Origin of the sequence: Martelella sp. HB161492 (assembly GCF_013184775.1) — a bacterium.
In the GTDB taxonomy this organism is placed as follows: Bacteria; Pseudomonadota; Alphaproteobacteria; order Rhizobiales; family Rhizobiaceae; genus Martelella.
The window spans coordinates 22320-41779 of record NZ_JAATVV010000012.1 but is presented as its reverse complement, the minus strand read 5'-3'; the positions used below and the strand labels follow the sequence as shown (position 1 = coordinate 41779).

Genomic DNA, 19460 nt, shown 5'->3' with positions numbered 1-19460 from the left:
TGGCGATCCCGGTTTGATTGAGGTCAACTGAAGGAGGGAGAGATGATCGCATTGCGCCGGGCTTTTGCCGCCGTGGCGGGACTGGTCTGTCTTTCGGCAGCTGGCTTTGCGCGGGCCGCGCAGCCGAAGCCGTGGGAGACTGATCTGCAGCCTGCCGCGTCACCGATCATGCATCAGATTCGCTGGTTTGAGCATTACACGCTCTGGTTCGTCGTGCCGGTGGTGCTGTTTGTGCTGGCGCTGCTGGTGATCGTTATTCTGCGCTTTCGGGCCGGCCGCGGTCATGAAGCCTCGCGCACCAGCCATCATACCGCGCTGGAAGTGGCCTGGACGGTTCTGCCGGTGGTGATCCTCGTCTTTATCGCTGTTCCGTCCTTCAAGCTTCTCGACGATCAGCTGATCATGCCTGAGGACCCGGGTCTCACGGTCAAGGCGACGGCAACGCAATGGCTGTGGTCCTATGATTATCCGGAGATCGAGGATGGCGACATTTCCTATTCCTCCTATCTGCTGACGGATGGCCAGCGTGCCGAATATGGCAAGGAGGACCGGGCTCTTTATCCGCGTCTGCTGGCGGTTGACAATGAGATGGTGGTGCCTGTCAGCACGACCGTGCGCCTGCTGGTGACGGCAGCGCCGACAGATGTGATCCACTCCTTCGCCATGCCGGCCTTCGGCATCAAGGTCGATGCTGTGCCGGGGCGGCTGAACGAGACCTGGTTCCGTGCGGAAGCGGAAGGAATTTATTACGGACAATGCTCCGAACTGTGTGGCAAGGACCATGCATTCATGCCGATCGCGATCCGCGCGGTGAGCAAGGAGCAGTTCGAAAACTGGACCTTGGCGGCAAAGACGGATATCGATGCCGCCAACAGGGCGCTGATGGCGTCGATCAACAGCAGGAAAGGCGAGGGCCAGGTGCTGCTCGCCGACAGCGAATAGGCGGCGGGAGGCGAGCATGGCAGGAACAGACATGACTGGCGATCACGCAGGCGACCACAAGCCGTCCTTTTTCAAGCGGTGGTTCTTTTCGACCAACCACAAGGATATCGGCACGCTTTACCTGATTTTCGCGATCTGTGCGGGCATTATCGGCGGCGCGCTGTCGGTGGCCATGCGCATGGAGCTGCAGGAGCCCGGCATCCAGATCTTCCACGGTCTGGCTTCGATGCTTTACGGCTCAAGCGGCGATGCCGCAATTGATCAGGCCAAGCACCTCTACAATGTCTTTACCACGGCCCATGGCCTGATCATGATCTTCTTCATGGTGATGCCGGCGCTGATCGGCGGTTTTGCCAACTGGATGATCCCGATCATGATCGGCGCACCGGACATGGCCTTTCCGCGGCTGAACAATATTTCCTTCTGGCTGCTGGTTCCCGCCTTCATGCTGCTGATCCTGTCCATGTTTGTCGAAGGACCGGCTGGCGGTTACGGCGTCGGTGGCGGCTGGACGCTCTATCCGCCCTTCTCGACGACGGGACAGCCGGGCCCTGCTGTCGATCTGGCGATCTTCGCCCTGCATGTGGCCGGCATTTCGTCGATCCTCGGCGCGATCAATTTCATCACCACGATCCTCAACATGCGCGCGCCCGGCATGACGCTGCACAAGATGCCGCTGTTTGCCTGGTCGGTTCTGGTCACGGCCTTCCTGCTGCTGCTGTCGCTGCCGGTGCTGGCGGGCGGCATCACCATGCTGCTGACGGACCGGAATTTCGGCACCACCTTCTTCTCGCCCGATGGCGGCGGTGATCCTATCCTCTATCAGCACCTGTTCTGGTTCTTCGGGCATCCGGAAGTCTATATCCTGATCCTGCCGGCCTTCGGCATCATCAGCCAGATCGTTGCGACCTTCTCGAAAAAGCCGGTTTTCGGCTATCTCGGCATGGCCTATGCCATGGTGGCGATCGGCGCGGTCGGCTTCATCGTCTGGGCCCATCACATGTATACGGTCGGCCTGTCGCTGCAGACCCAGCGCTATTTCGTCTTTGCCACCATGGTGATTGCGGTGCCGACAGGCGTGAAGGTGTTTTCGTGGATCGCCACCATGTGGGGCGGCTCGATCTCCTTCCGCGCGCCGATGGTCTGGGCGATCGGTTTCATCTTCCTGTTCACCGTCGGCGGTGTCACGGGCGTGCAGCTGGCCAATGCCGGTCTCGACCGTTCGCTGCATGATACCTATTATGTGGTCGCGCATTTCCATTATGTGCTGTCGCTTGGCGCGGTCTTCGGCATCTTTGCCGGCTGGTATTACTGGTTCCCGAAGATGTTCGGCTACATGTACAACGAGCGGCTCGCGATTGCGCATTTCTGGATCATGTTCATCGGCGTGAATCTGGTTTTCTTCCCGCAGCATTTCCTCGGGCTTTCCGGCATGCCGCGGCGCTATATCGATTATCCGGATGCCTTTGCCGGCTGGAACTTCGTGTCCTCGATCGGTTCTTACATTTCTGCCTTTGGGGTAATCGTGTTCCTCTATTGCGTCCTTGACGCTTTTTTGAAAAAGAGAGTGGCCGGAGCCAATCCGTGGGGCGAGGGCGCCACGACGCTGGAATGGCAGCTGTCATCGCCACCGCCTTATCATCAGTGGTCGGAGCTGCCGCGGATCCGGTAACGAAGACCATATACGGGGTTTGGGAGAGCCCTTTTTGCGACCGAGTTGAAGAGAAAAGAATGACGGTAATCGATAGTGATGCATCGCTGACATCAGCTGAAATCGGATTTTCCGAGGCCTCGCCGCGTGATTATTTCGCGCTACTGAAGCCGCGCGTGATGTCGCTGGTCGTCTTTACCGCCTTTGCTGGCCTCTATCTGGCGCCGGGTCATATCAATCCGGTGATCGGGCTGATCGCGGTTCTGTGCATTGCTGTCGGGGCGGGCGCGTCCGGTGCGCTCAACATGTGGTACGACGCCGATATCGATGCGGTGATGACCCGCACGGCCAATCGTCCTATCCCTGCCGGGCGGGTCTCGCGGCCGGAAGCACTCGCCTTCGGTATCGCGCTCTCCTGTTTCTCGGTCGCGGTCCTGGGGCTTGCGGTCAACTGGGTTGCTGCCTTCCTGCTGGCCTTCACCATCTTCTATTACGCCGTGATCTACACGATGTGGCTGAAGCGCTCGACGCCGCAGAACATTGTCATTGGCGGTGCTGCCGGTGCCTTTCCGCCCATGGTCGGCTGGGCCTGCGTCACCGGTAATGTGTCGCTCGACAGCATCATCCTGTTCTCGATCACCTTCCTGTGGACGCCGCCCCACTTCTGGGCGCTGGCGCTGTTCAAGATGCGTGATTATGGCGATGTCGGCATTCCGATGATGCCCAATGTCGCGGGTGAGAAATCAACCAAGCGGCAGATGCTGGTCTATGCGGTGCTGACGGCCATCGCCGGCGCGGCGCCCGCCATGACCGGTCTTGCAAGCCCGGTCTATGCCGTGTTTGCCACGCTTATGGGCGTCTATTTCGTCTATGCGACCGTGAAGGTCTGGCAGATGCCGGAGGGCGACGAAAAGATGGTGCCGGCCAAGAAGCTGTTCGGCTTTTCCATCCTTTATCTCTTTACCATCTTCCTCGCGCTGATCGCTGATCGCGCGGTGATGCAGTTTGTGATGTGAGGATACATGGTCGAAACCGTCCGGCTGAACGAGAATCAGAAAAAGGCCCGGCGCGGGCGTAATATCGCGCTTGGTCTGGTCCTGGCCGGGCTGGTGGCGCTGTTCTACATCATCACCATTATAAAATTCGGACTGAGGTAGCAGGGGAATGTGCAGCCAGGGAGGAGACAATGGCTGGTGAGGCGGGCGACGAGGGCAGCAAGGGCCGCAATCAGGCGGTGGTCTTTCTGTGTCTCGTCTTCGTCTTCGGCATGGTCGGGATGAGCTTTGCCGCCGTTCCGCTCTACCGCATCTTCTGTCAGGTCACCGGCTATAACGGCACGGCCCAGCGGGTCGAGCAATATTCCAACACCGTTCTCGACAAGCGCATCCGGGTGACCTTCGATGCCAATGTGGCACCGGGTCTCGACTGGTCGTTCACACCGGATCAGAAATCCGTCGATCCGCGCATTGGCGAGACGGTCAGGGTCTCCTTCACCGCCGTCAATCGGGGAACAGCGCCGGTCACGGGACAGGCGATCTTCAACGTCACACCGCTGTCGGCCGGCGCCTATTTCAACAAGATCGAATGCTTCTGTTTCACCGAGACGGTGCTGCAGCCGGGCGAGACGCTCGACATGCCGGTCGTGTTCTTCGTCGATCCGGCGATTGCCAGCGCGCCGGAGACGAAGGATATCCGCGTTCTGACGCTGTCCTACACCTTTTTTGAGCATGCAGGCGCCACGAGCGCAGGGGCGGAGCCGGCACGGTCGGCGGCGGCACTTTGAGAGAAAATGCGCGGGGGGATTGAAAGGCCGGGAAATTCAACGCACTCTGCTTTTTTAAAGGGAGAGGCGGGAGAAGAGGGACGGGGACAGATGGCTGAGGCAAAGAACCACGACTACCATATTATCGAGCCGAGCCCATGGCCGCTCGTCGGCTCCATCGGCGTGTTTCTGACCGCCTTTGGCGGCGTCTGTTTCATGCGCTACCTGAGTGGCAGCTCGTTCAAGCTTTTGGGGCTGGAACTGGCGCAGCCCTGGATCCTGCTGATGGGGATCGTCGTTGTCGGCTATGTCATGCATGGCTGGTGGTCGGATACGATCCGCGAGGGGCAGGAGGGGCATCACACGCCTGTTGTCTCGCTGCATCTGCGCTATGGCATGATCATGTTCATCGCCTCGGAGGTGATGTTCTTCGTTGCCTGGTTCTGGGCCTTTTTCGATGCCTCGCTGTTTACCGGCGAAGCCATTCAGGCGGCGCGCGTCGAGGCCACAGGCGGCACCTGGCCGCCAGCGGGTATTGCGGTCATCGATCCCTGGCATTTCCCGCTCTACAACACCATCGTTCTGCTCTTGTCGGGAACAACGGTCACCTGGGCCCATGGCGCGCTGCTGAAGGGCGACCGCAAGGGCCTCATCCAGGGGCTGACGCTGACCATTCTGCTCGGCGTTCTGTTTACCTGTGTGCAGGCCTTTGAATATTTCGAAGCGCCGTTTGCCTTCAAGAATTCGATCTATGGGGCGACCTTCTTCATGGCGACCGGTTTCCACGGCGCGCATGTCATCATCGGCACGATCTTTCTCTTTGTCTGTCTGATGCGTTCACTCAACGGTGCCTTCACACCGGAAAAGCATTTCGGGCTGGAAGCAGCAGCCTGGTACTGGCACTTTGTCGATGTCGTCTGGCTGTTTCTGTTTTTCGCGATCTATATCTGGGGCGGCTGGGGTGCGACGCTGGCGGAGACCGGACATTGACTGTTTGAAACCTGAAAGGTGGAACATCGTGAATATCTCGGAAGAAAAATCGGCGGCCGGCGGGCGTTATGTCACCGTCGTCGACGGTCATGAGGCGGAGATGCATTATTCCCGCGCTTCCGAAAAGCTGATCATCATCGATCATACCGGCGTGCCGGACGCGTTGCGTGGCCTCGGCGTCGGTGTGGCACTGGCCGAACGCGCCGTGGCCGAAGCGCGTGCCGGCGGCTGGAAGATCTTTCCGCTCTGTCCCTTCTTCAAGGCGCAGAGCCTGAAGCATGCCGAATGGGATGACGTGATCTCGGGCGGGCCTGTCCGCAAACAGGCTTGAGGGGGCGGGCATGGCGGAGCATGAAACAGGAACGTTTCCGCCATTTTCGACCGGCCTTGCCGGGCGATGCCCGCATTGCGGCAAGGCCGGCATGTTTTCCGGCTTTCTGACGCTCAAACCGCAATGCGAGGTCTGCGGCCTTGATTATGGCTTTGCCGACAGCGCTGATGGACCTGCCGTGTTTGTCATCCTGATTGTCGGCTTCATCGTGATCGCGCTGGTTCTGTGGGCGGAGGTGAGCTACCAGCCGCCACTCTGGCTGCATGCCGTCATCTTTCTGCCGCTCGCGGTTCTCCTGTCGCTTGGCGGGCTGCGTCTTGCCAAGGGAGTTTTGATCGCGCTGCAGTTTTATCACCGGGCTGGCGAGAGCCGGCGAGACGATGGCCGTTAGCCTGGGCCGAAGCCGGTTCTGGACGGGCGCCGGGCTGGCACTCGCCCTGATCGCCTTCGTGTCGCTGATCCTGCTTGGCAACTGGCAGCTTCGCCGCCTCGCCTGGAAGGAGGATCTGCTCGCAACCATCGATGCACGGCTTGCCGCCCTACCGGTGCCGCTTGCCGCTATCGAGGCCATTCAGGCAGCGAAAGGGGATATCGAATATCGCCCGGTCACGGCTTCCGGCACTTTCGAACATGATGGCGAGCAGGATTATTTCGCCACTTACGAAGGCCAGTCAGGCTATTACATCTACACACCGCTGCGGCTGGCGGATGGCCGCGCCATTTTCGTCAATCGCGGATTTGTGCCCTTTGATCGGAAGGAGCGCGCCGGCCGGGCGGAGGGGGCGGTTTCAGGACCGGTCAGCATAACCGGCCTGGCGCGGGAAGCGCCGCAACGAAAGCCGTCCTTCCTTGTGCCGGAAAATGATCCGGCACAGAATATCTTTTACTGGAAGGACCTTGCCGCCATGCGGCAGGCCGCGGGGCTGGATGCGGCTGAGACCGTGCCTTTTTTCATCGATGCCAATGATGCGCCAAATCCGGGTGGCCTTCCGGTTGGCGGGGTGACGCGGATCTCCTTCCCCAATGATCACCTGCAATATGCCATCACATGGTATGGGCTGGCCGCCGCGCTCGCGGTGATTGTCGCGCTTCTATACGGGCGGGGACGGCGGTCCTGAACGGTTGTTTTCGCCCTGTCTTGCGTCTAAATGTGTCTGCGAACGGGGTTGTCCCCGATTGAGCATTCAAGCCAGGCAGGTCCGATGACAGCATCAGCCGAAAAACCGGCGCTTACCATTCGCCTCTGCGGTCCGCGCGGTTTCTGCGCCGGGGTCGACCGCGCCATCCAGATTGTGGTGCTGGCGCTGAAGCGCTACGGGGCGCCGGTCTATGTCCGCCACGAGATCGTGCATAATCGCTATGTGGTCGAGGGGCTGGAGCAGAAGGGCGCAATCTTTGTCGAGGAGCTTGATGAGATACCGGCCGAGCATCGCGATCAGCCGGTGGTCTTTTCCGCCCACGGCGTGCCGAAATCTGTGCCCGCCGATGCGCAGACCCGCAATCTTTTCTACCTTGATGCAACCTGCCCGCTGGTCTCGAAGGTTCACAAGCAGGCCATGCGGCATGAACGTCTCGGCCGTCATGTCATCCTGATTGGTCATGCCGGGCATCCGGAAGTGATCGGCACGATGGGGCAATTGCCGCAAGGGGCTGTGTCGCTGGTGGAAACCGTTGCCGATGCCGAAGCCTATCAGCCGGAAGATCCCGACAATCTCGGCTATGTCACCCAGACGACGTTGTCGGTGCAGGATACCGCCGACGTGATCGCGAAACTCTCCGAGCGCTTTCCGAAGCTGACGCCGCCATCGGCCGATTCGATCTGCTATGCCACCACCAACCGGCAGGAAGCGGTTTCGGCCGCCGCTCCGGGCTGTGATCTCTTCATCATTGTCGGTGCGCCGAATTCCTCCAATTCCCGGCGGCTCGTCGAGGTGGCGGCACGGGCCGGGGCGAAGCGCTCCATGCTGGTGCAGCGTGCCTCAGAGCTTGATTTCGATGCGATCGGGCCGATCGCAACGCTTGGCATTTCCGCTGGCGCCTCGGCGCCGGAAGTGGTGGTCAACGAAATTATCGAGGCCTTCAAGGCACGTTTTGCCGCGAAGGTCGAGCTTGCCGTGACGACGGTCGAAGACGAGCATTTCCTCGTCAATCGCGAGCTGCGCGATGTCGAACTGACCGTCGATGATATGGCCTTTGTGAACGGAAAATAATCCTGTGGCTGTCTATACCGAAATCAACGAGGTCGATCTCAAGGACTTCCTCAAAGCCTATGAAGCGGGTGAGCTTCTGTCCTTCAAGGGCATTGCCGAAGGCGTCGAAAATTCCAATTTCCTGCTGCACACCACCAGCTCGCCGCTGATCCTGACGCTGTATGAAAAGCGTGTCGATGAGGGCGATCTGCCCTTCTATCTCGGGCTGATGCAGCATCTGTCGGATCGCGGCCTGTCATGCCCGCTGCCGCTGCCGCGCGCAGACGGGGCGCTTTATGGCCGCCTTTGCGGCCGTCCGGCGGCGCTGATTTCCTTTCTTGAAGGCATGTGGCTGAGAAGGCCCGGCGCCGAACATTGCCATGAGCTTGGCATGGCGCTGGCGAAGATGCATCTCGCCGGGCAGGATTTTGCCATCCGGCGCGCGAATGCGCTCTCGCTGAAGGGCTGGGTCGAGCTGTGGGACAAGGCCGGCCCGCGCGCCGATGAGATGCAGAGCGGGCTGGAACAGGAAATTTCCGAGGAACTTGCGTTTCTTGAGGATCGCTGGCCGGTCGATCTGCCGGAAGGCGTGATCCATGCCGATCTCTTTCCCGATAATGTCTTCTTCATCGGCGACCGGCTTTCGGGTCTGATCGACTTCTATTTCGCCTGCAATGATTTCCTTGCCTATGATCTGTCGATCTGCCTCAATGCCTGGTGCTTTGAGAAGGATGGGGCTTTCAACGTCACCAAAGCACGGGCGCTGATTTCCGGTTATCAGAGCGTGCGTCCGCTCTCGGACGACGAGGTCGAGGCATTGCCGCTCTTGTGCCGCGGGTCGGCGCTGCGGTTTTTCCTCACCCGGCTCTATGACTGGCAGATGACGCCGCCCGGCGCCTTCGTGGTCAAGAAGGATCCGCTGGAATATCTGCGCTATTCGCGCTTTCATCGCTCGGTTGCCCATGCCAGCGAATACGGGCTGGAGCGATCATGAAAGAAGTCGAGATTTTTACCGATGGCGCCTGTTCCGGCAATCCCGGTCCCGGCGGCTGGGGCGCGATCCTGCGCTATGGTGAGAAAGAGCGGGAGCTTTTCGGCGGCGAAGCGGCGACGACCAATAACCGCATGGAACTGATGGCGGCGATTGAATCGCTGAAAGCCCTGAAAGAGCCCTGCAAGGTCGCGCTCTATACCGACAGCGTCTATCTGAAGGACGGGATATCCAAGTGGATCCACGGCTGGAAGAAGAATGGCTGGAAAACCGCCGCAAAAAAGCCGGTCAAGAATGTTGAACTCTGGCAGGCGCTGGAAGAACAGCGAAACCGGCATGACGTCGATCTGCACTGGGTCAAGGGCCATGCCGGCCATGATGAGAATGAACGCGCTGATGAACTGGCGCGCAAGGGCATGGAGCCCTACAAGAAATAAGCGTGTCCAGCGGATACGCGGAAACGGACGCTGCGCTGCACCGTCGGGGGAGGACAAGCATGATATTGCATTGTGTATTCATTCGCTTCAGGCCGGAAATCGACCGGACAGCGAAGGCGGATATCTATCACGAGATCGAGATGCTGGGGCCGCTCGTCCCCGGCATGGTCGAGGTCAAGGCCGGCGAGAATGTCTCGCCGGAGGGGCTTCATTGCGGTTATGATGATGGCTTCATCGTCACCTTTGAAGACGCCGCCGCCCGCGATGCCTATCTGGTGCATCCGGCGCACAAGGAGGTGGGCGCCAAAATCGTCGCCGCAGCCGTCGGCGGCACGGCCGGTCTTCTGGTCTTTGATCTGAAGGCCTGATCAGGCAAGGCTGCGGGCAAGCATCCGCCCAAGCGGCAGAAGCGCAAACCGCCAGGACAAGCGGATGGCCTTGAAGCCGAACCAGGCGGCACCTGCCAGCCAGGTCAGGAAGGTCGCGCTCCAGCCTGCCGCCGCGGTCAGCCAGCCAAAGCCTGCAATTGCGCCGGAGCCGAGCAGGGCCAGTACCGCGCGGAACCTCTTGCCGAAGCCGGAGGATAATTTGCCAAGCTTGGCAATATCGGCCGGCTTGTCGGCGATCTTAAGAACGTCGGTCCCGGCGCGCACACCGTTCTTGGTCATCACCGTACCGAGTTCGGTTGCGGATTTCTGCATGGTGGAAAGCGGTGCAGCATTGAAGGCGCCACTTGCCACCTTGCTGGCGCGCGAAAAGTCCCCGGCCTTGAGCAGCGGCAGCGTCTCGCCAAGCGCCTTGGTGTTGACGGTTCTGGTGGTCAGCCGCGCGAAGGATTTCAGCAGCGATTTGTTGATCTTGCCCGCTTTGCCAGCGGCCTTGATCGCGGCAACGCCGATCCGCGGCGGTGAGGCAGTGCCCACCGAAAGCATGACCGCGCCGGTCATCGTCAGGCCGGCAATGGACAGGCCGAGGATCAGCGGGTCGAAATGTTCGCCATTGAGATAGGCCTCACCCTGCATGAGAATGTCACGGACATCGCCGATGGTGGTGAAATCAAGCGCCACCGCGCCAGCAAGCCCTGCTGCGCTGTCGGCCTTGCCGGTGATCGCGCCGTTCCAGATTTCGCCGAGCTGGTAGGTGAGCCCGCTCTTTTCCGCCGTTTCTGTATCTACCCGATCCAGAAGACTGCCGGGAAGCGCAACTTGGCGCTGCTCGGCGAGATCGACAAGGCTTGCGGCGAGGTCGGTGTCGCCGTCCTGCAGTGCCTCGTCAATGGCGGTTTCATAATCGGCGGGCGTGAGGCGGGCCAGGCGGATGTCGGCGAATTTCACCGGATCCTGACGCGCGGCGATGAGCTGCAGGGTCTCGATGCCATTGGGAACGACAAAGGGTGCGGACATCACCAGAATGGCGGCAAGTCCGGCTGCCATGCTGCGCTTGACCTTTGCTGTCCGTAGCGTCTCTCTTATGGATCGCACTGTCACGATAGGCCCGTTGATTGCGTCTTGTTCCGGCTCTCAGACGTTATAGGTAAAAATCGAGTGGCTTGCCAGAGGCGTCACTGGACTTGCCGTTCATCTTATTGGGTAAGTCCTTGGCGTTATATCAGTTTTTCTTGAATTTCTATGTCTTTTATAAAATTGAATTCGCATCTCGCTGGAAACTATAGAATTCAACTTCTGTAACAACGAGGTTTTTGTCGATGAAGAAATTGTTACTGGCCTTGTGCCTTGCAACATCCTTTCATGCCGTGGCACGTGCTGAGACGCCGCAAGCCTCGACGGACTGGATGGACATCCAGACCAAGCTGCCGACCGCGCATGCGGATTTCATGTCGATGTCCGGTGAGACGATTGGCCAGGCGAGGCTGATCGACACCGGGAGTGGCGTCCTTATCCTGGTCGATGCCACGGGGCTTGAACCCGGGACATGGCAGGCTTTTCACGTTCACACCGTCGGGACATGCGACCCGGATACGGGGTTCAAATCTGCGGAGGGGCATTTCAACCCCGACAACAGCGAGCACGGCTTTCTCGTCGACGGGGGGCCTCATGCCGGTGACATGCCGAACCAGTATGTGCCGGAGGACGGACATCTGCGCGCTCAGATATTCAACCCGATGATTTCGCTTGATGATGCCGTGACGGGTGTCCGGGGACGGGCGCTGATGTTCCATGAAGGGGCCGATGACTATGTCAGTCAGCCAGCCGGCGATGCCGGTGGCCGGATGGCCTGCGCGGTCATCAAGTAGAGGCAGAAGCGCGGCGGCCCTCTCAGGCGGGCCGCCGCATTGCAATCAGAGCTGGCCGAGAATGGTGGCGGCGGCCGAAACCGTTGCCTGGCCGGAATTCTCTTCAACATTCAGCTGCTTGACCACGCCGTCTTCGAGCAGCATGGAGAAGCGCTTGGAGCGGATGCCGAGTCCGCCGCCGGAAAGGTCGAGTTCCATGCCGATTGCCTTGGTGAAGGCGCCATCGGGATCGGCGAGGAAGCGGATCTTGCCTTCACCGCCGGTTGCTTTCGCCCAGCCGCCCATGACAAAGGCGTCGTTGACGGAAATCACGGCGATTTCATCAACGCCGCGTGCCAGGATCGCATCGTAATTTTCCAGATAGCCCGGCAGGTGGTTCAAAGAGCATGTCGGGGTGAACGCGCCCGGCACGGCAAACAGGACAGTCCGCTTGCCCTTGAAAACCTCGCTGCTGGAAAGCTTGACCGGCCCGTCTTCGGTCTTTTCCATCAGCGTGACGTCGGGAAGAGTGTCTCCAATTGCGATTGCCATCGCTTCAATCCTTTTCGGTTATGAAAAACTGCTGAGCGGAGTCTAGAATTGCGTCCTGCTAAAAACAAGCAGGCATTCGCGGCGATCTCGTGTCATCCCTTCGCTGCGGTTACAACAGCGATGATCGGGCCGAGCGGAAACAGCCGGTCGTTGCGGCCGAGCTCTGGCGCATAGAGGCTCGAGATCGTGCCATCGAGAAACAGCGCATTGTCGCAGCCAAGGTCATCGCGGAAGACAAGCGCAAAGTCATAAAAGCTGACCGCCTGGCGCGAGATCACAAGCACAACCTTGCCATCGGCATTAACGCCGACGCCATTGCGGCGCTTGAAGCTGTCGCTGTCAGGCAGAAACCGCGGGTGAAGCTTGCCGTCAATGACCAGCATCGGACCTGATTGCGTGGCAAAATCGGCTTTGAATCCGGAGGCAAGATAGGCTCGAGTTTCCTCGACCACGGCCTTGCCGCCGCCAAGGGCAAAAACACCGTTCGGCAGCAGATGAAAATTGCCATAGCCCTTGCGGGTCGAAGCGGGCTTCAACGTCGTTCCGTCTTCGACATAGAGCCCGATCGGCCTGCCATCGTCGTCATACATGCCGCCATTCATGGCAAAGGCGAGATCAAGCCCCTGCGTTTCAACGGCCTTTGCAACATTGCCGAATGAGCGATAGGGCTCTCCGCCTGCATCAAGACTGAAAAGCCTGATATCATCAACCGCCGGATCAAAGGTGCAGACAACATAATCACGGCCGCTGTGGCTCTCATTGTCGCAGGCCGCTTTCGCCGGTGTCGCTGCTGCAATAAGCACGATCAAGAGGCCGAGCCAGCCTGCCAGCCATGCCGGTCTGTTGCCGCAGCGGGTCATTACCATCGCATATCGCTCCGTATCGGAATTCAGTTCTGTTGTGGTGCTGCCGACAGTGAAAACGCGGTTTCCATTGCCCGCCCATCGCTCTTGGCCAGCAACTGCCACGCACCATCCTCGGCCTTGAAGGGCGCAGGAATGGCAGACAATGGCACCGTGACGCGATACTGACCATCTTCGCTCCAGACGCCCTGTGGCGCTTCAATGACAAAGCCCTTCGAGTTGGCCAGGATCAGCTGTGGCGCGGCATTGCCTGCCGCTTTCGGCATGGTCAGCGCGATCGCGATGGAACTGCCATCGATCGCGGCACTTGTGACGGCGAAATCGGCGGTGCTTTTTTCCGGAAGTGTGCTTTCCGCTGCAGCCATGATCGCCTTCAGCACGGGGGTTTCGCTGTAGCTGTCGCTGTCCGGTGCAACCTTGAAGTCGGCCTGGAAGGGAATGCAGATGTCATGGCAGAGCCCAAGAAACACGGCGACATCAAGGGACGGCAGCGTGCCGGCGTCAGCAGTGAGCGTCAGCGGAAAGGTAACGGGTGTATCATAGCCCATGTCCCAGCCGCCGGCGATGTCGAGCCTTTGAGGCACGGGGAAATCGATGCGCTGCAGCGCTACGCCATCGCTGCCGGTGACCGTCACGCTTGGCGGAATGCCGCTGTCACCCGGCTCGCGCCAATAGGTGATCCAGCCGGGTTGGGGCTCGACCTGCAGCGCAGCGCGGATCGTGCCGTCCTGTTCCGGAGGCAGAACAATCAGCCGCACGCGGCCGCCTTCATCCGAAACCCAGTCGGTCGGTGCAGCAAAAGCCGGCGCTGCGGCAGACATAAGCAGGCAGAGTGTCGGGGCCAGTCCGAGGATAAGATTTTTTTTCATCGCGATCGTTTACAGTGCACTTTTGTTTTCTGCCACTCTGTGTGCATTATTTTAAGGACAAATTGAGTTGAACATAGCGTGAGGCACGCCATACTTTAAGAAATGAGCAATTTTGATAACCCCAAGAGAAACGGCCCGGAGGCGCCTGTGCTGACAAATCTGACGACCCGACGTGAACGCGGTCCATTCGACGGCCAGTTTCTCATCGCCATGCCGCAGCTGGAGGATGATCATTTCCAGCGCAGCGTTGTCTATATCTGCGCCCACTCGCCGGAAGGGACGATGGGCTTTGTTCTCAACCGGACGCTTGATGTCTCCTTCTCCGAAGTTCTGGCCCAGGTGAAGCTGACGGATGGCCTGCAGGCTCAGGGCGTGCCGCGCCATATCGCGGATTTCAAGGTCCAGTTCGGCGGTCCGGTCGAGCCCGGACGCGGTTTCGTGCTGCATTCGGATGATTATTCCTGCGACACCAGCATACCGGTGAGTGACGATCTCTGCCTGACGGCAACCCTTGACGTGTTGCGCGTCATCGCCGAGGGACGCGGACCGGCGCGGGCCGCCCTCTATCTCGGTTATGCCAGCTGGGGCCCCGGGCAGCTGGAGGCGGAAATCGCCAATAATGACTGGCTGACATGCCCGGCCACCGACAGCATCATTTTTGATGATGATTTCGACAGCAAATATGAGCGTGCGCTGCTCGCCATGGGTGTTGAACCCTCGCTGCTTTCGAGCAAGATTGGCCACGCCTGAATTTGCCCCTTTTGGAACATGCGTGGCAGGACATGCGTTGTTCGAGCGTGTTTTCTCAGCATGTGCGGACCTGATGCCCCGGCGCTAAGGGGCTCAGGGCCAGTCAGGGCAAGCGAGGGGCGATGAAGCTTTTTTCCTGTGACCATTGCGGTCAGACAGTCTATTTCGACAATCAGAACTGCGTTGCCTGCGGTCATCGTCTGGGGTTCGATCCAGAGGAAATGCGCATGCATGCTCTGGAAGGCGCGGATGAAGGCCGGTGGAAAAGCCGCTCGGCCGCGGGGGAGATGTTCCGCTTCTGCGCCAATGCTGATGCCGGCGTGTGCAATTGGCTCGTTCCAAGCGAGGGCGCGGAGAGCTATTGCCGTGCCTGCCGCCATAACCGGCTGATGCCCGACATCGCAACAGAAGAGGGGCTGACACGCTGGAAGCAGATCACGGCCGCCGAGCGGCATCTGTTCTACTCCCTGATGCGTCTCGGCATTCAGACGCCGACGCTTGCGGAGGATGCCGATGGCGGTCTGGTTTTCGATTTTCTCGAGGATAGCGTCAATCCGGATGGCTCGGTCACTCCGGCCATGACCGGGCATGATGACGGGCTGATCTCGCTGCGCGCGGCCGAAGCGGACGATGTCGTCCGCGAGATTGCCCGCAGCCAGATGGACGAGCCCTACCGCACGCTGCTTGGGCATTTTCGCCACGAGGTCGGGCATTATGTCTGGGACAGATTGGTTCGGGACAGGGGGCATTTTGACGAATTTCGCGCCGTTTTCGGCGATGAGCGCGCGGATTATGCGGCAGCGCTCGAACGTCACTATCATGAGGGGCCGCCACCGGGCTTTCAGGAGCACTTCGTCAGCGCCTATGCAACGACCCATCCCTGGGAGGATTTTGCCGAGAGTTTCGCGCATCTTCTGCATATTGTTGACACGCTGGAGACGGCGCAATCTTTCGGCCTGTCCGTTGATGGTGCCGAAGAGCCGATGGGGGATCCCTATCTCTGTCAGGACGCAGCCAGGCTGGCTGCCGCCTGGGTGCCGCTGACACTCGCCATGAATGCCATCCACCGCAGCATGGGAGAGAATGATTTCTATCCTTTCGTGCTGACGCCGGACATTGTTGGAAAACTTGGCTTCATCAGGATGCTGCTGCAAAAAACGGCTTAGAACATCGTTCTTTTCGAAAATCGGAATCGATTTTCGAGCCGATGCGTAGATTCAACAAGATTGAGCGTCCTACCGCGCCCTTCAGCCGCAACGACACACCGTTGCTTTGCTTCCGCGCGCTTGCGACTGGAAAGCCGCGACAAACCTCCTGTCGCGACTGAGCCGGTCAGCACGTCTTGCTGCGGCTGAGCGCTATTCCGCCGCGTGGTAGGCGTCGCGGTCTCTCAGCAATCTGAGCGCCTGGCTGGTGCGCACGGCGGGGCCATAAAGCGGCCCCTGGGCGAAGGCGCAGCCGGCATCGGACAGGCCACGGGCCTGAAGCTCTGTCGTGACATCGAGTATGCTGACGCGGATCCCCATTTTCTCGGCCAGTGCGACAAAGGCCCTGGTCAGCTCATAGCTGTCATCAGTTTCCCGGTCGAAAAGATTGCGCTCCACCCTGACAAAATCGAACGGGAAGCCGTTGAGGAAGGATAGCGAGCCATAGCCGTTGCCGAATCGGTCAAGGCCAAGGCCAATGCCAACGGCGCGCAGCTGCTCGAGCGAACGGCGGGCCTGTTCCGGCGCCTCAAGGATGATGTTTTCCGGCATTGTCAGCATGAGCTGGCGCGGCGACAGGCCGGATCGGCGCACCATGCTTTCAATTTCGTTGAGCGTGCTGGTCCGCAGCATGTCCTTGGTCGCCAGATCAATCGAGACAAAGGCTCTGGCACCCGGCATGGCGCCCTGAATGGAAGCCAGATCCACCAATGCCTGCTTTAGTGTGAACAGAACCAGATCCGGCAAAAGCCCGGCCTCGGCCGCCATGGTCTCGACCTCGCCAGCGGCGATCTCGCCACGGCGCGGATGCTGCCAGCGCAATTGGCATTCAAAACCCGAAACGGCGAAACTATCGAGCCGGACGATCGGGCGATAAAGCACATTCATCTCGCTGCGTTCGATCGCGTGGCTGAGATCAGTCTTGATCTGCAGGCGTTCGGCACCGAACATGCGGAAGGAGGACTTGAAGGTTTCAACCCGGTTGCCGCCAGCGCGTTTGGCACGGTACATCGCCAGGCGGGCATCTTCGAGGAAGCTTTCCGCATCCTCATGCTCGTCATGCCAGGAGGCAATGCCGATCGAGGCGGTGAGCTGGATATCGCGTTCACCGAAATAGACCGGCATGGCGATGGCCGCTGTCAGCCCATCGGTGAATTCGGCGATCCGCACCGGATCGTTTTCCGACAGCAGGATGATTGCGAAACTGTTGCCGGAAAGGCGGGCCAGCGTGTCCTCCGGCTTCATCAGGCGCTGCATGCGTCTTGTCAGTGCGATCAGGATATTGTCGCCCGCAGCGATGCCGAGCGTCTCGTTGATGTCGGCATAGCGGTCGATGTCGGCGACGATAACGGTCGGCTGCAGCGAGGTGAGGCTTTCGGAAATGGCCATGACCGATTGCAGCCGGTCGAGGAAGACAGGGCGGTTTACGAGGCCTGTCAGATTGTCCTGGACGGCATCCTGCAGCAGGCGCTGGCTGCTGGCTTTGAACTCGGTCAGATCGGTCAGCGTGCCGACACAGCGGACGACTTCGCCATTTGCGCTCAGCACCGGCCGGGCGCGGATCAAAAGCCAGTGATAATGGCCATCATCAGCGCGAATGCGGAACTCCAGCTTCAGCCGGCCGCGGCGCCATTCAAGCAGCATGTCGAGCGTGGAACGGAACAGGTCGCGGTCATCGGGGTGCAGCAGCGGCAGCCAGGAACGTGCGGGTCCACTCAGCATGCCGGCCGTGAGGCCAAGTTTTACGGAAAAATCGGGCTCGGTGACGATGCGGTCGCGGGCAACATCCCAGTCCCAAACGGTACCATCGGCGCCGATGAGTGCGAGCGCCTGTCGTTCGAGATCGGAAAACAGCCCGGATTGGTAGGCGCCGCCGGCAAAGGCATGCTGCATCACGGTAAAGCCGAGCAGCAGGACGATGAGCACGAGGCCGCCAGCAAGCGCCGGCTGGACAATATCATTGTCAATCCTGCCGGTTACGGTCAGCCAGCCGGCGAAAAGCCAGGCAACGATCAGCGCCCATGCCGGCATCAACAGGATTGCACGGTCGTAGCGGCGGATACTCAGATAGATGATCAAGACGGTGCCGAGTGCCACGGTGGCGGCAAAGGAGATCCGGGCGATGCCGGTGGCAACGGACGGATCGAAGATGGCGACGCCGAAAAGCGCCATGACCGCCAGGCCCCAGGCCGCTGTCGCATAGCCGAGATGGACATGCCATCGCGACAGATTGAGATAGGTGAACAGGAAGACGACAAGGCTGAAGGCAACCGCAACATCGGCTGACGCTCGCCATATTCGCTCGTCTGTTGCTGTCAGTGGTATGAGTTTCTCGAGAAAACTGAAATCGATCGCCACATAGAGCAGCACGGACCAGGCGAGCATGGCTGTGGCCGGCAGCATCGATGTGCCCTTGACGACGAACAGGATTGTCAGAAAAACCGCCAGAAGACCGGCAATGCCGAGGACAATGCCGTGATAGAGGGTGAAGGCGTTTTCCGTATCCTTGTAGGCATCGGGCTGCCAGAGGTAGAGTTGCGGCAGGGTCGGGCTGGCCAGTTCCGCCACGAAGGTGACGACAGAACCGGGATTGAGGGTGATGCGGAACACATCGGCATCATCGCTGTCCTGCCGCTCAAGCGTGAAGCCTTCGCTGGGGGTGATGGCAACAACACGCTCTGAGCCGAGATCAGGCCAGAACAGCCGCGAGCCCGGCAGGCGGAAATGCGGCGCAACGATCACCCGGTCGATCTGCTCGTCAGACACATTGGCCAGCGAGAACACAGCCCAGTCACCCAGGTGATTGCCGTTGGTCGCCCGGACTTCGATGCGCCGCCGGATGCCATTCGAATCAGGCGCGGTGGAAACCTGGAATGTCTCGCCCTGATTGTCATAGATATCGACACTGTTGGTCAGGTCGATCGCCAGATCCCCGCGTGATACCTCGACCGGTTCGGCAGCCTGAGCAGCAGTCTCTTGCAGGATGAAAACCGCAAACAGCAGGGTGAGCAGCACAAGCAGTCTGGAACGAAGCGTGGGGCGTTGCGTCATGTCTGGCTTTCGGTCCCTTTATCTGTCTTGTTCCAGTCGTCGGCGAGAAGAGCATAAAGATGATGATCCCGCCAGACACCATTGATACGCAAATATTCGCGTAACAGGCCCTCCTGATTGAAACCGGCTTTCTGCAGCAATCGGGCGCTGCGTTCATTGGTCGGTATGCAGGCAGCCTCGATCCGGTGCAAACGCATCTCACTGAAGATGTAAGGTATTACAAGGCTGAGTGCGGCAAACATGTGGCCCTTGCCGGCAAATTCTTCGCCCATCCAATATCCGAGTGTGCATTTCTGCGCCACGCCGCGCTGAATGAGGCCGATGGTGATGCCGCCGGCAAGTGTTTCGGTTTCCTTCAGGAATATGAAAAGCTGAATGCTGGTACCGGCATCGAAATCGCGGTTTACGCGGTGAACCCGCTGGCGGAACGCGGGTTCGGTCATGTCCTGCACATTCCACAGCGGCTCCCATGGCTGCAGGAAGGCGCGGCCGCGCGTGCGCAACGCGCTCCATGCAGCAAAATCGGATATGCGTGGCAGGCGCAGGACATGCGTTTGCGAATGCAGTGCGAAGCTGCGGCGTCTGAGCGCCTTCGGGCTTAGAAACGGCTGCAGCATCGGGTCACTTCCGCTTGCGCGGAAGGC

At 59.8% G+C, this 19460-nt stretch carries 22 protein-coding genes; 16 read left to right on the top strand and 6 right to left on the bottom strand.

The window, feature by feature from the left end; translation table 11 throughout:
* Nucleotides 1-42 precede the first annotated feature (42 nt).
* The 13 genes from coxB to HCK86_RS18520 all read left to right on the top strand — a co-directional run bounded on the left by coxB (nt 43) and on the right by HCK86_RS18520 (nt 9661).
* The gene (coxB, locus tag HCK86_RS18575) at nt 43-942 is read left to right on the top strand and encodes a cytochrome c oxidase subunit II (protein WP_176085979.1); all 900 of its coding nucleotides are present in this window, start codon (nt 43-45) and stop codon (nt 940-942) included.
* Nucleotides 943-958: 16 nt separating this feature from the next.
* Nucleotides 959-2614, top strand: a complete 1656-nt coding sequence (gene ctaD, locus HCK86_RS18570; RefSeq protein ID WP_176085978.1) for a cytochrome c oxidase subunit I — start codon at nt 959-961, stop codon at nt 2612-2614.
* A gap of 59 nt (nt 2615-2673) precedes the next feature.
* Nucleotides 2674-3609 carry a heme o synthase gene (locus HCK86_RS18565; protein WP_176085977.1) on the top strand — a complete coding sequence of 312 codons (936 nt, stop codon included), beginning with the start codon at nt 2674-2676 and terminating at the stop codon, nt 3607-3609.
* Nucleotides 3610-3615: 6 nt separating this feature from the next.
* Complete coding sequence (locus tag HCK86_RS24245) at nt 3616-3750, top strand: hypothetical protein (protein ID WP_281409617.1); 135 nt, start codon at nt 3616-3618, stop codon at nt 3748-3750.
* Between the two features lie 29 nt (nt 3751-3779).
* Entirely contained in the window at nt 3780-4376 is a 597-nt protein-coding gene (locus tag HCK86_RS18560) for a cytochrome c oxidase assembly protein (protein ID WP_176085976.1), read from the top strand.
* Between the two features lie 90 nt (nt 4377-4466).
* Nucleotides 4467-5345, top strand: coding sequence for a cytochrome c oxidase subunit 3 (locus tag HCK86_RS18555; RefSeq protein ID WP_141148265.1), 879 nt, complete (start codon nt 4467-4469; stop codon nt 5343-5345).
* 28 nt (nt 5346-5373) lie between these two features.
* A complete protein-coding gene (locus tag HCK86_RS18550) occupies nt 5374-5676 on the top strand; it encodes a GNAT family N-acetyltransferase (RefSeq protein ID WP_176085975.1) in 303 nt (100 codons plus the stop codon).
* Between the two features lie 10 nt (nt 5677-5686).
* A complete protein-coding gene (locus HCK86_RS18545; protein ID WP_176085974.1) occupies nt 5687-6067 on the top strand; it encodes a DUF983 domain-containing protein in 381 nt (126 codons plus the stop codon).
* Nucleotides 6057-6794: an SURF1 family protein gene (locus HCK86_RS18540; protein WP_176085973.1), complete on the top strand. Its 738-nt coding sequence runs from the start codon at nt 6057-6059 to the stop codon at nt 6792-6794. The genes HCK86_RS18545 and HCK86_RS18540 overlap by 11 nt, the downstream gene beginning before the upstream one ends.
* An 84-nt stretch (nt 6795-6878) precedes the next feature.
* Nucleotides 6879-7886: a 4-hydroxy-3-methylbut-2-enyl diphosphate reductase gene (ispH, locus tag HCK86_RS18535; RefSeq protein WP_176085972.1), complete on the top strand. Its 1008-nt coding sequence runs from the start codon at nt 6879-6881 to the stop codon at nt 7884-7886.
* 4 nt (nt 7887-7890) lie between these two features.
* Nucleotides 7891-8859, top strand: coding sequence for a homoserine kinase (locus HCK86_RS18530; protein ID WP_176085971.1), 969 nt, complete (start codon nt 7891-7893; stop codon nt 8857-8859).
* Nucleotides 8856-9293, top strand: a complete 438-nt coding sequence (gene rnhA / locus HCK86_RS18525) for a ribonuclease HI (protein ID WP_176085970.1) — start codon at nt 8856-8858, stop codon at nt 9291-9293. Before HCK86_RS18530 ends, rnhA begins: the two co-directional genes overlap by 4 nt.
* A gap of 59 nt (nt 9294-9352) precedes the next feature.
* Nucleotides 9353-9661, top strand: a complete 309-nt coding sequence (locus HCK86_RS18520; protein ID WP_176085969.1) for a Dabb family protein — start codon at nt 9353-9355, stop codon at nt 9659-9661.
* Here the strand turns inward: HCK86_RS18520 and HCK86_RS18515 are convergent, their stop codons facing one another.
* Nucleotides 9662-10726 carry a hypothetical protein gene (locus HCK86_RS18515; protein ID WP_176085968.1) on the bottom strand — a complete coding sequence of 355 codons (1065 nt, stop codon included), beginning with the start codon at nt 10724-10726 and terminating at the stop codon, nt 9662-9664. It abuts the gene before it with no gap.
* 272 nt (nt 10727-10998) lie between these two features.
* Here HCK86_RS18515 and HCK86_RS18510 point away from each other — a divergent pair, with 272 nt between their 5' ends.
* Nucleotides 10999-11547: a superoxide dismutase family protein gene (locus tag HCK86_RS18510; RefSeq protein ID WP_176085967.1), complete on the top strand. Its 549-nt coding sequence runs from the start codon at nt 10999-11001 to the stop codon at nt 11545-11547.
* 45 nt (nt 11548-11592) lie between these two features.
* On the opposite strand, the gene HCK86_RS18505 is transcribed toward HCK86_RS18510, so the two are convergent.
* The 3 genes from HCK86_RS18505 to HCK86_RS18495 form a co-directional block, all read right to left on the bottom strand.
* A complete protein-coding gene (locus tag HCK86_RS18505; RefSeq protein ID WP_141148274.1) occupies nt 11593-12078 on the bottom strand; it encodes a peroxiredoxin in 486 nt (161 codons plus the stop codon).
* 92 nt (nt 12079-12170) lie between these two features.
* The gene (locus tag HCK86_RS18500) at nt 12171-12944 is read right to left on the bottom strand and encodes a phosphodiester glycosidase family protein (protein ID WP_246739670.1); all 774 of its coding nucleotides are present in this window, start codon (nt 12942-12944) and stop codon (nt 12171-12173) included.
* Between the two features lie 23 nt (nt 12945-12967).
* The gene (locus tag HCK86_RS18495; protein ID WP_176085966.1) at nt 12968-13810 is read right to left on the bottom strand and encodes a protein-disulfide reductase DsbD domain-containing protein; all 843 of its coding nucleotides are present in this window, start codon (nt 13808-13810) and stop codon (nt 12968-12970) included.
* Between the two features lie 102 nt (nt 13811-13912).
* Here HCK86_RS18495 and HCK86_RS18490 point away from each other — a divergent pair, with 102 nt between their 5' ends.
* Entirely contained in the window at nt 13913-14560 is a 648-nt protein-coding gene (locus tag HCK86_RS18490) for a YqgE/AlgH family protein (RefSeq protein ID WP_176085965.1), read from the top strand.
* Between the two features lie 122 nt (nt 14561-14682).
* The gene (locus HCK86_RS18485) at nt 14683-15726 is read left to right on the top strand and encodes a putative zinc-binding metallopeptidase (protein WP_176085964.1); all 1044 of its coding nucleotides are present in this window, start codon (nt 14683-14685) and stop codon (nt 15724-15726) included.
* A 192-nt stretch (nt 15727-15918) separates the two neighbouring features.
* Here HCK86_RS18485 and HCK86_RS18480 read toward each other — a convergent pair whose 3' ends face one another.
* Together HCK86_RS18480 and HCK86_RS18475 are read right to left on the bottom strand one after the other, a co-directional pair.
* Nucleotides 15919-18816 (bottom strand): EAL domain-containing protein, encoded by a 2898-nt coding sequence (locus HCK86_RS18480; protein WP_176085963.1) that lies wholly within the window; start codon nt 18814-18816, stop codon nt 15919-15921.
* Nucleotides 18813-19433 (bottom strand): GNAT family protein, encoded by a 621-nt coding sequence (locus HCK86_RS18475; RefSeq protein WP_176085962.1) that lies wholly within the window; start codon nt 19431-19433, stop codon nt 18813-18815. Before HCK86_RS18475 ends, HCK86_RS18480 begins: the two co-directional genes overlap by 4 nt.
* Nucleotides 19434-19460 lie beyond the last annotated feature (27 nt).

Bases quoted from the DNA above. Each gene is read 5' to 3' on its own strand.
- HCK86_RS24245 (WP_281409617.1), top strand. From the start codon at position 3,616: ATGGTCGAAACCGTCCGGCTGAACGAGAATCAGAAAAAGGCCCGGCGC.
- HCK86_RS18555 (WP_141148265.1), top strand. From the start codon at position 4,467: ATGGCTGAGGCAAAGAACCACGACTACCATATTATCGAGCCGAGCCCA.
- HCK86_RS18540 (WP_176085973.1), top strand. From the start codon at position 6,057: ATGGCCGTTAGCCTGGGCCGAAGCCGGTTCTGGACGGGCGCCGGGCTG.
- HCK86_RS18500 (WP_246739670.1), bottom strand. From the start codon at position 12,944: ATGGTAATGACCCGCTGCGGCAACAGACCGGCATGGCTGGCAGGCTGG.
- HCK86_RS18560 (WP_176085976.1), top strand. From the start codon at position 3,780: ATGGCTGGTGAGGCGGGCGACGAGGGCAGCAAGGGCCGCAATCAGGCG.
- HCK86_RS18545 (WP_176085974.1), top strand. From the start codon at position 5,687: ATGGCGGAGCATGAAACAGGAACGTTTCCGCCATTTTCGACCGGCCTT.
- HCK86_RS18490 (WP_176085965.1), top strand. From the start codon at position 13,913: ATGAGCAATTTTGATAACCCCAAGAGAAACGGCCCGGAGGCGCCTGTG.
- HCK86_RS18520 (WP_176085969.1), top strand. From the start codon at position 9,353: ATGATATTGCATTGTGTATTCATTCGCTTCAGGCCGGAAATCGACCGG.
- HCK86_RS18475 (WP_176085962.1), bottom strand. From the start codon at position 19,433: ATGCTGCAGCCGTTTCTAAGCCCGAAGGCGCTCAGACGCCGCAGCTTC.
- HCK86_RS18505 (WP_141148274.1), bottom strand. From the start codon at position 12,078: ATGGCAATCGCAATTGGAGACACTCTTCCCGACGTCACGCTGATGGAA.
- HCK86_RS18510 (WP_176085967.1), top strand. From the start codon at position 10,999: ATGAAGAAATTGTTACTGGCCTTGTGCCTTGCAACATCCTTTCATGCC.
- HCK86_RS18515 (WP_176085968.1), bottom strand. From the start codon at position 10,726: ATGGCAGCCGGACTTGCCGCCATTCTGGTGATGTCCGCACCCTTTGTC.
- HCK86_RS18495 (WP_176085966.1), bottom strand. From the start codon at position 13,810: ATGAAAAAAAATCTTATCCTCGGACTGGCCCCGACACTCTGCCTGCTT.
- ispH (WP_176085972.1), top strand. From the start codon at position 6,879: ATGACAGCATCAGCCGAAAAACCGGCGCTTACCATTCGCCTCTGCGGT.
- HCK86_RS18485 (WP_176085964.1), top strand. From the start codon at position 14,683: ATGAAGCTTTTTTCCTGTGACCATTGCGGTCAGACAGTCTATTTCGAC.
- HCK86_RS18565 (WP_176085977.1), top strand. From the start codon at position 2,674: ATGACGGTAATCGATAGTGATGCATCGCTGACATCAGCTGAAATCGGA.
- HCK86_RS18480 (WP_176085963.1), bottom strand. From the start codon at position 18,816: ATGACGCAACGCCCCACGCTTCGTTCCAGACTGCTTGTGCTGCTCACC.
- ctaD (WP_176085978.1), top strand. From the start codon at position 959: ATGGCAGGAACAGACATGACTGGCGATCACGCAGGCGACCACAAGCCG.
- rnhA (WP_176085970.1), top strand. From the start codon at position 8,856: ATGAAAGAAGTCGAGATTTTTACCGATGGCGCCTGTTCCGGCAATCCC.
- coxB (WP_176085979.1), top strand. From the start codon at position 43: ATGATCGCATTGCGCCGGGCTTTTGCCGCCGTGGCGGGACTGGTCTGT.